The sequence below is a fragment of the Cupriavidus sp. 8B genome, assembly GCF_054589115.1.
In genome coordinates, this window is the sequence record NZ_BAAILO010000555.1 from 45,543 (window position 1) to 59,543 (window position 14,001).

7 protein-coding genes and 2 pseudogenes are annotated in these 14,001 nt (G+C 56.2%); 5 read left to right on the forward strand and 4 right to left on the reverse strand.

From position 1 onward, the window contains the following. Positions 1-18 precede the first annotated feature (18 nt). Positions 19-1,137: a porin gene (locus ACYP5B_RS48115; protein WP_459574477.1), complete on the forward strand. Its 1,119-nt coding sequence runs from the start codon at positions 19-21 to the stop codon at positions 1,135-1,137. Between the two features lie 24 nt (positions 1,138-1,161). Then, positions 1,162-2,295 carry an aminotransferase class V-fold PLP-dependent enzyme gene (locus tag ACYP5B_RS48120; RefSeq protein ID WP_459574479.1) on the forward strand — a complete coding sequence of 378 codons (1,134 nt, stop codon included), beginning with the start codon at positions 1,162-1,164 and terminating at the stop codon, positions 2,293-2,295. 1,513 nt (positions 2,296-3,808) lie between these two features. Here ACYP5B_RS48120 and ACYP5B_RS48125 read toward each other — a convergent pair. Beyond that, a complete protein-coding gene (locus ACYP5B_RS48125; RefSeq protein WP_459574480.1) occupies positions 3,809-5,218 on the reverse strand; it encodes a purine-cytosine permease family protein in 1,410 nt (469 codons plus the stop codon). A 207-nt stretch (positions 5,219-5,425) separates the two neighbouring features. Next, positions 5,426-6,532 (reverse strand): porin, encoded by a 1,107-nt coding sequence (locus ACYP5B_RS48130; protein WP_459574482.1) that lies wholly within the window; start codon positions 6,530-6,532, stop codon positions 5,426-5,428. A 238-nt stretch (positions 6,533-6,770) separates the two neighbouring features. Here ACYP5B_RS48130 and ACYP5B_RS48135 point away from each other — a divergent pair. From ACYP5B_RS48135 to ACYP5B_RS48145, 3 genes and pseudogenes are all read left to right on the forward strand, one after another. After that, positions 6,771-7,280, forward strand: a pseudogene (locus tag ACYP5B_RS48135) (IS5 family transposase); the annotation flags it as partial. A gap of 183 nt (positions 7,281-7,463) precedes the next feature. Next, a pseudogene (locus tag ACYP5B_RS48140) lies at positions 7,464-8,491 on the forward strand (tyrosine-type recombinase/integrase); the annotation flags it as partial. 512 nt (positions 8,492-9,003) lie between these two features. Continuing rightward, positions 9,004-10,035, forward strand: a complete 1,032-nt coding sequence (locus tag ACYP5B_RS48145; RefSeq protein ID WP_459574632.1) for a type I glyceraldehyde-3-phosphate dehydrogenase — start codon at positions 9,004-9,006, stop codon at positions 10,033-10,035. A gap of 1,569 nt (positions 10,036-11,604) precedes the next feature. Here ACYP5B_RS48145 and ACYP5B_RS48150 read toward each other — a convergent pair. Together ACYP5B_RS48150 and ACYP5B_RS48155 are read right to left on the reverse strand one after the other, a co-directional pair. Further along, entirely contained in the window at positions 11,605-12,582 is a 978-nt protein-coding gene (locus ACYP5B_RS48150; protein ID WP_459574483.1) for a hypothetical protein, read from the reverse strand. Between the two features lie 239 nt (positions 12,583-12,821). Continuing rightward, positions 12,822-13,742 (reverse strand): hypothetical protein, encoded by a 921-nt coding sequence (locus ACYP5B_RS48155; RefSeq protein ID WP_459574485.1) that lies wholly within the window; start codon positions 13,740-13,742, stop codon positions 12,822-12,824. Positions 13,743-14,001: the final 259 nt, after the last annotated feature.

The following is a 14,001-nucleotide window of genomic DNA, read 5'->3' on the forward strand; positions in this document are numbered from 1 at the left end:
GGAAGGTAGGAGACGAACATGGTTCAAATGCAGCACCGTAGTTCCAATACGCGTCAAAAGTTAGGCGTCAAGCTTGCCTTTGCAGCTTGTGCAGTTACCGGGGTAACCAATACAGCCTTTGCACAAAGTGGTGTCACGATTTATGGGATTGTTGACGGCGGCATCACGTATGTCAGCAATGCAGGTGGCCACTCCAACGTGTTGCTGGACACCGGCATCATGCAGGCCAACCGCCTGGGCTTCCGTGGAACGGAAGACCTTGGCGGCGGCCTGAAAGCTGGCTTCACGCTGGAGATGGGCTACAGCCTTGACACCGGCGTACTTGGTCAAGGAGGACTCGCCTTCGGACGTCAAGCTTTTGTCTCGCTGTCCGATGAAAATCGCTTCGGTACGGTGAGGCTGGGCCGTCAGCTGGACTTCATGTATGACCCGCTCGGCACTTACAACACGCCGACATTGTCCGCCGGCGGATATGCAAACTACCCGCTTGACAATGGACGGCTGGGCGGCCAGCGAGTCAACAATGCGGTGAAGTACCTCAGTCCGAACTACGGTGGCATCACGTTCGGCGCCATGTATGGCTTTTCGGAAATTCCTGGTCAGTTCAGCGGTACGGGTGCCACCTATAGCCTTAGCGCAAGTTATACAAACGGCCCTTTTAATATTGGAACGGCGTATGCCAGTGTCAAGGGCCAGAAGCTCGATATTTCTCCAATAATCGGGTCACCAACACCAGTATCTTTGGGAGGAGACTTTGCGCACACGTGGGGTGCAGGAGGAACGTATAAGGTAGTTCCAAACGTAACCTTGTATGCGCTGCTCACTCAGGCCATCTATCGTGGAGAATCCGCCGCGTCAAATGGAACGTTTCGCAACTATGAAGGTGGCGTTGCGTGGCTCTACGATTACTCATGGAATTTTGGATTCGGTTATACGTTGACCACAATGAATGGCAACAAGTACCACCAGGGAAACCTGACGGCAGACTACTTCCTGTCGAAGCGTACTGATGTCTACGTGCAAACCATCTTCCAGCATGCGGATGGCGACACGGCTCATGCGGCCATTATCAGCATGCCAGGCTCCTCCGGCAGCAATCAGATGCTGTTTCGAGTTGGCATGCGCCACAAGTTCTAAACCTTATATCAACGATAGACGCATATGAACGATTACAAAAGTGGGTACGATGGGTGGTTGCTGTACCACTCGGTAGGCCTGTTCCCTGGTCAACGGGACGCCGTCCAGGCTGCGCTCGAGTCATTCACTTCTGTGTGGTATCGGCCAGACGATGCCCGTTGGGAGTACGGACTGCAGGCCCGGCAGGAGGTCATTGACGATTGGGCGAAGCTCATCGGTGCGCCTTCGAACGCGGTGTTCACCGCAGAAAACGTCACTGAAGCCTTCGTCAAATTCATCGATGCATTGGGCCAGCGACGTCTGGCCGGGCGAAAGGTGCTGATTGCTGCAGACTGCTTCCCGAGCCTGCACTTTCTCTTGACGGGCCTAGCGCCATCGCTCGGTTTTACACTCGAGACAGTTCCACTCTCGCATGACAAGTCCTATGTTACGGACGATGATTACATCGCGAGTTGGGACGACAGCGTCGCGTTGGCCGTTATTACGTGGGTGACATCGACGGCATCGAAGCGTGCCGACCTTAAGCGACTGGTGGCACATGGTCGTAAGCAAGGAAGCCTGCTGGCTGCCGATATGACGCAGGGCATGGGATTGTTGCCCTTCAATATTTCGGAAACACCCCTTGATTTCGTCGTATCGACGACGCTCAAATGGCTCTGCGGTACCACGGGCGCGGGGCTCGCATACATCAACCCGGCAATACTGGAGGAGGGACTCTTTCCCGTCAACCGCGGCTGGTACAGTCAACCAAACCCGTTCAACTGGGACCTGGATAAATTTACGTTTGCACCGGACGCGAGACGATTTGATATCGGAACGCCATCGCTGTTACCGTTTGTGGCGTCAGGACCGGGGCTGCAGTGGCACCTGGCTGGCGGATCTCAGGACCTGCGCGCCCAAAATTTGCGCGTCAGCCACAAGATTATGGAGGTGCTGGATCGCAGAGGTTATGCGCTCGCCTCCCCTCGCTCTGATGACGAACGAGGTGGGAGCGTGATGGCTCGACTGCCGGACCATATCAGTCCACGTGTCCTGGAAGAAAACCTTTTTGCAGCTGGGGTGAGCGTTGACACGCGTGGCCGCGTCATGCGTTTTTCGCCGGGGGTCGTCACCAACGAATCGGTGACGTCAGTGCTTGAGGACCTGCTTCCGAACTAATTGACGAATAGCACGGCGCAGGTAGTTGCGCTCCATTGACGTCGAATGGTGCTGATTTTTTAGTGCGAAACAACGCTCCTGTGGGGCGTTGTGCACCTTGCAACGCAACTAGAGCGCTTTCTTTCTGCGTTTGCCGCGGCGGCTTCACGCAATTCCGCTCTCAAGCAAGGCTATGCTACTTCCAGTGCAGTGCTACATGTCCTTGACAGTTAAGGGCTGTGAAGACAATCCTTCAGAAGGTGCCGTATCGCCCGTTCGGTGGATTGTTGTTTAGCTTTCCATCCCTAATTGCGAATCGACCCTTGGCGCGGCTGCGCACCCCGGGACCCGTCTCCACCCCGTCGTAAACCAGACTCATTTTTTCCGGTTCAACGAATGGGTCTAAAAGTGCCCGTATCTGGATGCACGCAGCTTGGATCGGTGCCTGCAGACGTCGGCAGATATCTCTCTCATCAGGAGTTTATGATGGCTAGCACCCTTCCCTCGTATTGCTATGCGAGTGGCTTTGAACGCGATCGACAGGCAAAGACGGAGTTTGACACGCTTGCTATCGCCTATTCTTTACCGAGCGTCGCCTTCTGCAAAAGGCCTTCTGAAGTGCTGGTTGAGAATTCTAGCATACGCCCGGATGTAGCTAAGGTCGCGATCCTTGGCTACAACTGATGGCTCGCCAGCTGGCCGGTCGACTTGCGCAGCAGCAATGTGCCCATGATCCAACAAGAGCCACGTCTCCAGTGTCCGTCGAGCTCGCGCTCCGACGGAAGCTTCGCTCCGGCCGTGGTGCCGGAGTCATTTTGCGCGCCCTCCACAGCGAGGGGTTTTAAACTGTAGGCGGATTCTGCAATCAAATCTGATCATTTACACCCGTGCGGCGGAGTAACGGAGTCAGGTGCAACTACTTTCGATCGGCGAGTTAGCGGTGATGTTGGGGGTTGCGGTTGTGACACTGCGCCGCACGCACAGGGCGGGGAAGCTATTGCCAATCACCGGCTTCACTCTGGGCCAGTTGCGCCGCAGTCCGTGGTCCATCTTGACGTGGCCAATGACGGGTTCGACCGCCTGAGCGTGCCGCGATGGACTCGGTTCATCGCCTTGATTCGCCCGCGATGCGCGCTCTTCACCGGTGCCACCTCGGCATCCATGCCGCGGTATCCCAGATCGACGATGGCCGTGCTGGGTTTCGGGGCGCCCGGCGGCTCCTGCAGCAGAATGGTGGTCTGATCAAGCTGGGCATGCAGGGTGTGGCCGTCGTAGGGATTGCCCCCCAGGGACGGACTTAATATTGGGCAATTGAAAGTGCTCCCTTTGGGTCAAGTGGCTGGCCTGGCCCAGTCCTGAAGGCAAGTCTAAAGGCTCGAAGTATGTCAACACCAGTTGGGCGTCCGCAGGATTTCCTGAGGATTTGCAGGCCAGGAGTTAGCCCAACAAGACGGCGGTGTCAACCACGGGACCGCGGCGGCATCCGGTACCGCCGTGCTTCCAAATTTGCAACGTGCCTAATTGCTGACCGGATTCAGGCAGGGTCACCGACATCCGTTGCAAAAACGGGCCGAAACACAGCCAACCTCAGGATCGGATATAGCAAGAAACTCATACCAAGCGAAGTGAAAAACTGAATGGGCACGATCCGGTCCAGCACGTAGTGCGCCATCGTTGCAGCGATCACAGTGGTGATCACACCTGCCCAATTTACCAATTCAGGCTGCGAGACGGCATTGCTTCCGGCCATACGACTTACGACGAAGTAGTCGACAATCATGACGCCTGCAAATGCCGTTGTAATCACACCCAGTATTTCAAGCCATGCCTGGACCTGATCAAGGATTCCCAATGCCACCATGACCAACCCCAACACGTTCGCAATGACGACCGTCACAATACGCCGTGTCCGAAGCCCAACCGCATCAAAGAGATTCGAGAGCGCGAGGGAGCCGCTGTATGTATTGAGAACCTGTGCCTTGCTCTGCGCCAGAATCATGAGCACAACCCCGACTCCGCCACCGAATAGCAGGAAAGCAGCGGTCACGCCGTCTGGGCTCATGGCCAACTTCCGCGCCATTTCCGGTTCCATGTGCATCACTGTAGAGTAATACGTTACCAACTCTCCCATGCCGGCATACATGAATACACCACCGACAAACACCATACCAACACCGAGTGCGACGTTCCCAACGGCGGCAGCAACGCCAATGTCAGAGGTACTCCGCGCGAACCTACCGATATCCGCGTCCACGAGGGCAAGCGCACCTGCTGAGCCGATTAGTACGTTCGTACAGAAGATGAATTTGCCGAGATCGTTGGAAGCGCCGAGCCCGGCGAGAACTTCCGGCGGAAATAGCGCGGGGAAATCGAATACATGACTGTCCGCCTGCTTACTCACAACTTTCCAAGTGATATATATCAACAACCCGATAAAGGCGATTAGCGTATAGGAAGATACTCTCGACACTGTCTCGAACCCGTAGGCCGTGATTAGAATCCACGCAAGCGTCAACAGTCCGTACACAAAAAGCTTGTTAATGAGCGTATCGTGAAATCCAAACGCAAAGCGAAAACCCGAGTAGAGTAAGGCATTCTCGAGCGCCAGAAATCCGATTATCATGAATCCAAAAATAAGAGAGCCGATTAGGCTGCCGCGCGTACCAAACCCATAGTGACGGGCCATGACGGTACTGGAAAGCCCCGTTTTGAACGCAATGTGCCCACACGCCCATCCGATAAGCGAACCGACCGATGCCACAAAGATGCCGGCCACCATCGCGATCTTGATCCCGGCAGTGAAGCTCGTGAGCGCGCCAAGGAAGAGCACCACGAGTGTCGTCGCAATACCGGCTGTGTTCCAAGACAACTTCATCCACCCGTGCCGCAAATGGTGCGGCACAGATTCCAGCGCGTGATCTTCCGTTTTACCATCTTTGTTCATACCTGCCTCCTTGTATTTTTTAAAAACCGACCCAACTGAATGATTATAAAAACATAAAACAATTCATGCGCGAACGGCAAGACAACGACATTCTTTTCCGCGATTAGCGATTAGCCATTCAGCCGACCAAAATCAAACACAGCTTTGTTCACACCGATAGAACGAAGTAAATCCGACCATTCTCTAACCATCTATATTTGACTTGAATCAAAATCGCGTTGTCATGCCGACTCTGAATAGTGCCTGGTCGCTCGTCGATGACGATTGCAGCGCGTTCATCCATGCCTGCGTCTGTGCTCCATTGCCGTTTGCATGTTGATATAGCGCCGTAATAGAAAGTGCAGTTCTCTTAGAGAGCGCATAGCCAAGCGTAGTGGAAAACTGGCTGGCGCTGTTGTTTGCGAGCACAGTATTACCTTTCATGTATTCATATGAAACTCCCAGCGACCAAGCACCTCTTATGTTCCAGTTTGCGCCGGTCACCAGGACGTTTATTTCTGCCCCGGACAACGTGTTTTCTGTATGCGTGTAAAGTAGGAATCCTTGTAAGATCCCCGCATCGTAGCGTCCTCCGAGTCCGAAATTCCTAATTCCATCGTGACCGTTATTGAGCTGCGGGTACTTGATATATGTGTAGGCCGCGCCTAGCCCAAGCCGGCCGATCGTGTAATCGGCACCGAAGCTTAGTGTATTGCCAGCGGAAAAAGCACCAGACTGGTTACTAAACCCATACATGGCTCCGACTGTCAGACCGCTTATAGTAGGCGATTTGTACTTGACTGAGTTTGGAATGCGCGTTGACCCCGAGACTCGATCGAAGTCAAATGAGCCGGTCGGGTTCTGTGGGATTCCCAACCCGGCGAACGGGCCCTGTCTGAAGTTATAGAACCCTCCGAAGTAGCAGGATGGATCATACTGAAGCAACTCGTCCATCATGAAGTCAAACTGGTTACCAAAAGTCAGGGTACCGAGCCGTCTGTTACTCAGCCCCACGTAGGCCTCTCGATTAAACAGGGCGCCAGCGCTTGGCAACACCGTTCCATTCATCAGATTGAACTGTGTAACTATGTTGAATATTGCTGACGATCCTCCACCGAGATCTTCGGTACCACGAAACCCCAACAGATTTGGCGCGATAATCCCGCTATCTGCGAACGTGGCAGAATGACCTGCTTGATTGGTCACGTAACTGACACCCGCATCGAGCAATCCAGAAATCATGACACTGCTTCCCGATGAATCCTGACTCTGTTGCGCTTGAGCGATCGTTACGCAGAGCATCCATCCAACGAAAAGCAAAATCCTCTTTGACATGCCATGTCTCCGTTTTGTTTTGTAGTGACCGCAAATTTAGTGACCAAAAGTCGACAGATCAATCTTGAAAGTTGAATCAATGGCATAGGTATTTACGATGATGTGACGGGGCTACGGGACGCGTTTCCCTGAAATGACGCTACCTAGTAGGGAAAATCTGCACAAATTCCCGGCAGTTGTACTTGCAAGAGGGAACGGACCAAGCGAGCAAGTTGCCCATAAACAAGCTGGCCGTGGACTGAACCTGTCGACCAAGCGCACACGCAAGCGCGAATTTCTGGAAGAGATGAACCGGGTAGTGCCGTGGGCCGATCTGGTGATGTTGATTGCCTCACACGCCCCGGAGGGCAAGCGCGGACGCCCGACATTCGCGATCGAGACCATGCCGCGTATCCACTTCCTGCAGCAGTGGTTCGGCCTGTCGGACCCGGCGATGGAAGAAGCGCTGCACGACCGCTGTACCCCGAGTTTGCCGGGCTCGACAACTGGACGGTACGGCTACCCAACGAGAGCACCATCCTGCGATTCCGTCACCTGCTGAAGAAGCAAAAGTTGGCTGCCAAAATCCTCGCGCTGGTCAACGAAATTCTGCGCGCCAAGGGATTGCTGCTGCGGGCCGGCACGGCGGTGGACGCCACTCTGATCAGCGCACAAAAATTCGACCAAGAATGCGTCAGGCGAACGCGACCCGGAAATGCACCAGAGCAAGAAGATCAACCAATGGTACTTTGGCATGAAAGCGCACGTGCGATCTGAAAGTCGCATGAGTTTCTGTTTCACGAAGTAAGGTATTAATGAAACCAGTTGCTCCATCAACCGCTCCCTAGCCGGACATGCGGAGCAGGCAACTGCTCGGTGTGAAGCGCAGGGGACAATAAACGGCGCGGGTTCCAGGCGGCTTCCGGAGTGACAGAATTGCTTCGTTCTACGGCTGGCTCGCTATGCCGACAGCGCCGCGACGCTCACCACCTACCGCCGCGAAGTCGAGCGGCTGATCCTGTGGGCCATGCTGCAGTTGGACAAGCCGCTGTCCTCGCTCACGCACGAGGATCTGCTCGCCTACGAGCGCTTCCTCGCCGATCCGCAACCGGTCGCGGGCTGGGTGCTGGCCGGCAGCGAGAAGCTCGCGCGCAGCCACCCCGCCTAGCGCCCGTTTGCCGGGCCGCTGTCGCCCGGCAGCCGGCGCCAGGCGATGGTAATCCTGAACGCGCTGTTCGCCTGGCTGACCGAGGCGCGCTACCTGGCCGGCAACCCGCTCGCCCTCGCCCGCCACCGGCGTGCCTCCACCCAGGCGCGCGTCACCCGCTATCTGAGCCACGACCTGTGGGCGACGGTCAGGGACACGGTCGCGGCAATGCCGACGGAGGCGGCGCGGGAACGCCTGCACGCGGCGCGCTGGCGCTGGGTGCTGACCGTGCTGTATCTGGGCTGCTTGCGTGCATCCGAGCTGACGGCCACCACCATGGGCGCGTTCTTCTGCCGGCGCGATGCCCAGGGCATCGAGCGCTGGTGGCTGGAAGTGACCGGCAAGGGCAGCAAGACCCGGCTGGTGCCGGCCACCGACGAGCTGATTGCCAAACTGGCGCGTTACCGCCAACCCCGCAGTTCGGGGAGACGCGTCCGCTGGTGCTGCCGGTGATCGGCCGCGATAAGCCCCTGTCACGCGGCGCGCTGCACCTGGCCCTGAAAGAGGTGTTCGGCATGGCCGCGGCGCGCCTGCACACGCGCGGACCGGAATGGGAGGCGCAGGCCGCGGTGCTGGCCAGCGCCTCGGCCCACTGGTTGCGTCATACCGCTGGCTCGCACATGACCGACCGGCAGGTCGACCAGCTTTTTGTGCGCGACAACTTCGGGCACAGCTCGCTGTCGACGACGCGCGGCTACTTGCACAGCGACGAGGATGCGCGCCATGAAGCCGCACAGGAGCGGCACCGGATCGGGTGGGGAAGCGAAAGATGATGGCCTGCTGACGATTTCACTATCGCAAATATCAAAGGCCTCGCGCCCACCCTCCCGGCCGTGGCCCCGCCCTTGCTCCAAGCATTGAGCCTCTCTTTGAAGGCAAATCCTGTCTTCAGGGTGCGTCGCTGAGTCAGCGTGACCATGGCTACAGGCCAGGAGACGCGCAGCACCGGCCTCCGTGTTTCCCCGGATTGTGCTGGACACGTCACCAAGGTATTTCCGTCTCTCGCGCAAGCAAAGCACTCTCGCATCATCCGGTAGAAGTCATAGAACTTCTCGTCGCTGCGAAGCGAGTCGACGCGCATCTGGTTGCCCTTCTGCGAATAGCGCGAGCCCCCACAACTCCCACCTGGCTGCCCGAGCCGGGAATCCGTATTGGAGCGCACGACCCCATACCGGCGACATTCGCGAATTTCCTCTACTACCCCGCCGCAATGTGCAGCAAGACTGCGCGCCGTGCGCGGTAGAATTTCGCCTTCTACTATGGAAGGAAGCAAGCCGTGCCTCACATGTTCCCTGCACCGAAGCGTATCGCCGTCAACGGATATGGCCGCATCGGCCGCTGCTTCGTTCGGGCGCTGTATGAGTCAGATTTCCGCGACGCCTTCCAAATCGCGGCTATCAACGAGCCCGCCGACCTCCCAAGCATGGCGTACTTGACGCGCTTCGATTCGACTCACGGCCGCTTTCCCGGAAAAGTCGAGGTAGGTGACGAGACACTACTTATCAACGGCGATGCAATCCCGGTGTTCCACGCGACCACACCCGAAGCGGCCTCCTGGGGCTCGCTCAACGTCGATTTGCTCGTTGAATGCTCGGGACAATACGGCGATCGCGCATCACTGACGCGCTTCCTCGATGCGGGATGCAGACGGCTGCTTCTATCCCACCCTGGCAACAGTGCCGAGGATGTCGATGCCACGGTCGTCTTCGGTACAAACGAGGGCATCCTTTCCGGCAAGGAGCGCTTGGTTTCCAACGCATCCTGCACAACTAATGCTGTGGTCCCGGTCCTAGCGCTACTGCATCAGGAGTTCGAGATTGAGCAGGCCGTGCTCACCACACTGCATTCTGTGATGAACGACCAGCCACTCATCGATGGCTACCATCATCGCGACTTGCGCCGTACACGGTCCGCAATGCAGTCCATTGTCCCAGTTTCCACAGGTCTTGCGAGCGGCGTGGAACGCCTGCTCCCTGTGCTTCATGGACGTGTACATGCGAAAGCGATCCGCGTCCCAACGCACAACGTTTCGGCTATCGACATGGTGCTATCGGTCGGGCGCGACGTCAGTGCCACCGGCGTTAACGAACTGCTGCAGAAGGCGGCGGCTGGGCCTTACGCGGGGCTCCTTGCGTATTCCGAGGACCCGCACGCCTCGATCGACTTCAACCACGACGCGCATTCCGCAATCGTGGACGGTGCGCAGACCTATGTCAGCGGCCGGCGCCTGGTTAATCTGATGGTTTGGTTTGATAATGAATGGGGGTTCGCGAGCCGACTTTTGGACGTGGCGCGCCACTGGCTCGGGAAGACTTGAAACGAGGTACGCCGTCTTGTCGTGCCCCCGCAAGCCAAAGCGTCGCAGGCATTCCGCTTCTTGCGTAGCTGCTGCAGCCCTCGGCAACATCCAGGCGCTTTCCGAACACGGCGGCCACTTTTCCCAACTCTGCACAGCGGCTTCGCTTTTGTGGGCTGGCGTAACAAGATTCTGCGTCAGCTCAGTGACAGAGGCTGCATTTTGCAGAACTCCGGCTCATCCGCTTGATAATACGCTTGAATCCTGCGCCAGCGCGGCCGGGTCCACCCAATTCAGGCGCCAAAGCAGGGCTATTCTTCCTGACATCGAGCCCCGATCAAACCGAACCTGAGCTTGCAAACAGTTTGATGCTAGTGCTACCGCGCTGCTTGCTGCCGGGTTCTGCGCCGTGCGGAACGGGCCCGACATCCGGCGCATTTTGCTCCGTGTAGTCCACTACTGCTATTGCCCTTTCGCGAGCCACTCAATGTCTACGGGATGGTCGTCAGGAGTTTTGCCATGAGCTGTATCTTCTCCTGTGGCCAGAGTCGCTATCCTTGGGTACAACTGAGACGACTTGTGTTGCCAGATAGCCGTCCGCTTGCACAGCTTGCGCGATCTCGCCAACTGGAAGTCGCGCCGACAGCGAATGGGCAACCGGGGACGGTGTCCCGGCAGCAGATTGCACGTCAAAGACGTATTGGAACCATTTTCTCGCGCGTGCGCACACGATTTATATTCTTTTCGGCGCACTACATTGCTTGATATGCAAAATCGTTCTGAGCCATGACGCCGCTGCGAACGTATACTCTCTTGTCACGCGTCGGCCGAGCACGAAGCCGCCCGACGAGAGTGCCGCCCTCCCCGACTGGGAGGCTTCGGTGGTGACCGCCTCATTGGTCGGCTTGATACGGCAGCGATGGGGGGATACTGGTCTCTGTGGGGGAAAGAGTTGAGACGACCAGCACGCGGGCGAAGATAGCGCGTGGCTCGAATGACTGTCGGAACCATCCTGGCTATGGATGGTAGAAGGATTCCTGCAATATGCTTGCGGGGGCCTTCGGCATGGCCTTTCTACTCTAAAGGGAGGATATGCTTACTGAAACAACGTGTGGAGATCCTCAATTGAGGATAGAAGGTTATTCCTGAGCATACTCAAGGGTATGCATATCGAACCGGAATAACCAGATGCATACCTGCGCTTTTGTGAACACGAGTGACGAGGATATCAATACGTGTGGATGCAGACCGCTTCGCGGTCGGGCAGCCAGGGCGGATGGCTTGGGGCGTAGCGCTGCTCAAACCCGTCCCCAGGGAAGGCGTGTGGGGCGGTGATCTGCGATTCGGTTCTCGCCCCTCCCTTACAGAACCCCTCCCTAAAGATTTGGCCGCGTGAGGGTCGCCCCTCTCGATACGTTTTACCAGGGGAGCGCAAAGCTCGTCCCCTGACTGCCCACCCAGACTGCGGCAACGTGCCCTCCGCCTAACCCGGCCATAGGTTCCCACCTATGATGGTGGGAACCTATTCGCCTCAGCCAGTTTCACCGCTAAGACAGTCTCCGCCGGATTACTTGGTCGGCGACCGTTGTTTTACAGGGACGAAGCAATAGTGGCGGCGTCCGCCATTGTTTCTGCCATGCGCACTAAAGACTCCTGCTCGATCGTATGCACCTTCATTGCGCCACGCTTGGACGCGCTCACCTCATACTCGCAAATGTCCACGACAAAGATATAGATTGTCTTACCTCCCACGGTCACATATGGGGCATGCTGGCCAGCAGATGCGAAAGTGAAATTCAGCGTCTCCGGACAGGTCTTGTACACAACTAGATACCCGACGTCTTGATTGAAGTCGCGAGCATAGGTGTGAACTTGATGAACGCCACTTGCCAGATACTGAACACCTCTCCTGGAGCCATCGAATACCTTGGCATCCAAGACCAAGTCGGGCGCTACAAGGTCGGCCTCCCCGGATGCCGACTGAGGCTCAATGTGAAAGTCCAGTCCCTGGTCGAACAGATAGGCGTATAGGTTCTTTGCAAGCTCTCGTTCGACTTTCGAAGCGAGTTGAACCAAAGACTCTCGCTCGAACCATTCGACCTTGCGCTTGTACTTGAGCAATAGTGAAAGTACCGCACCCTGCTGATCTAGAGCATCATCAATATACTCGTACAGTGGCTCAAGAAACATTTCCCTGAAATAATTCAGCGCATCATCATGCTTTCGTTCGCGTGAAAATGCGTGACCAATTCTGACCTCCGGCCCCAAGCTGTTCCCCAGCGGCTGAAGTGCGCAGTGTTGAACAACTCGATAAACAAATGCGAACTGTTCTGCCTCAGTGGTGAACTCCTCTATTTCTTCCCTATCAGTGAGCGCAGCGATCTCATCGCTGTAAGGCTTCGCTTCCGCCTCTAGTTTATCCAGAATGCCGCGCGTCAAAGGCTGCGCCTGAAGGTAATTCAAAAACTGCACCAGCGAGCTATGAAACAGCAAATAGGTGCATGAATTCAGCCGGCGGACACGCTTCTGCAGTTGAAAGCGAATACGCTGAAGGTATGCAGAGTCCATTCAAAATCTCAAAGTTATGGTTGTATTGAGGTTCGCTAACGTTTCTTCCAGCTCTTTCATGGCGGCATTAAATTTCCGCCGAGCCTTCCGACATTCATTCATGTGGTCGTCGAGCTGGATGTTGCCCTTACATCCCCGGCAGATGAGCACATCTCGAAGCCTGGCATCTCTATAGAAGATCTTCGATGCAAATTGACACCTTTGGCATTCCACCTCAAACTCAAATCTGTCAAGGTCTATCACGTCCCCTCCTGAATCATCCTGAGGACTGTGGACATGTCTACGCCAAATCTTTCTCGATTGTCTGGGCAACTATCAATCATAAACATCTTATCCCACAACCGTTGCATCTCTTGAACGGACGGAAAAAGAGGAAGCCCGCGCAATCGGCATTCTATTTCGGTTGGCGTTAGCTTTCCTTGTGCCAGCAATTTCTTCCGCAATCGGTCTACCCGTCGCCGGCGTTCGTCAGGCCGCATTGAGAGGATAAAGTGCTTCGTGAATGCGTCAAAGGCAAGCACGGTGAATGACTCCCATTCGAATCCAACCGTCGTAGCTTCGTGGGATGCACTTGCTACTATGTCCCTAAGTACGGGCTCCCAGCCTATCCAGCGCCTATATAGCTCCTTCATCCCCTGAAGCAAATTTGTTGGGGTCACTTCGCTATCAGGGCCTACGATAGCTATTGCCGGTGCATATGGCCCTTGGCCGAGAGCCTTGATTCCGGCAAAGCCTGTGCAGGCTGCAACAACCAACACAAGATTGCAATGTGTCGCCAGGTTCAACTGCTGCAAAGGACCGGTCAGCCTATCCCAACTTAACAGCTCCCGCCCTCCACCGTCACCTGGACCTTCAAGACCCTCCTCACCTCCGTGTGCCTCGAGATGGAGCACTGGAATCATTCCAGTTTGCCGCGCGCTCGCTGCTGCTTGCTGAATGGAATCGATGACCTCGGACGAGTTCTTACAAGAACAATACACTGACCAGTTTGGTCTGCGATCCTCCATCCATTCGTGCAAGAGCCGTCCGGTACATTTCTCATCCGGGCGCAACCACTCAACTATCCAAACATGGGTCGTCCGAACAGTAGCTACAACGGGCGGGCCAGGCAATCTATCGAAGAGTTCTTGCTCGGCATCGGTAAGGTCGCCTTCCTTCATACCCCCCCTCCGTTTCCAAATATCCCAAGCGCCGATGTGGCGGAAGGTCAGCTTCGCCTATGCCCCTATCCACATACCCAACACGCTTTGCGCTTCCCGGATGCCACGAACGGTGAGAATCCCGGCGGACGCTGTTTGGGCCTTTGCTTTTGTCGCCGCCGATTCGGCACAGTTATCGGGGGCCGACACCTCTTCCTAGCATTGACGCTCCGGAAAGTACTAGATCTAGTATTGAACTGGTAAGACGAGCCCAAGTTTA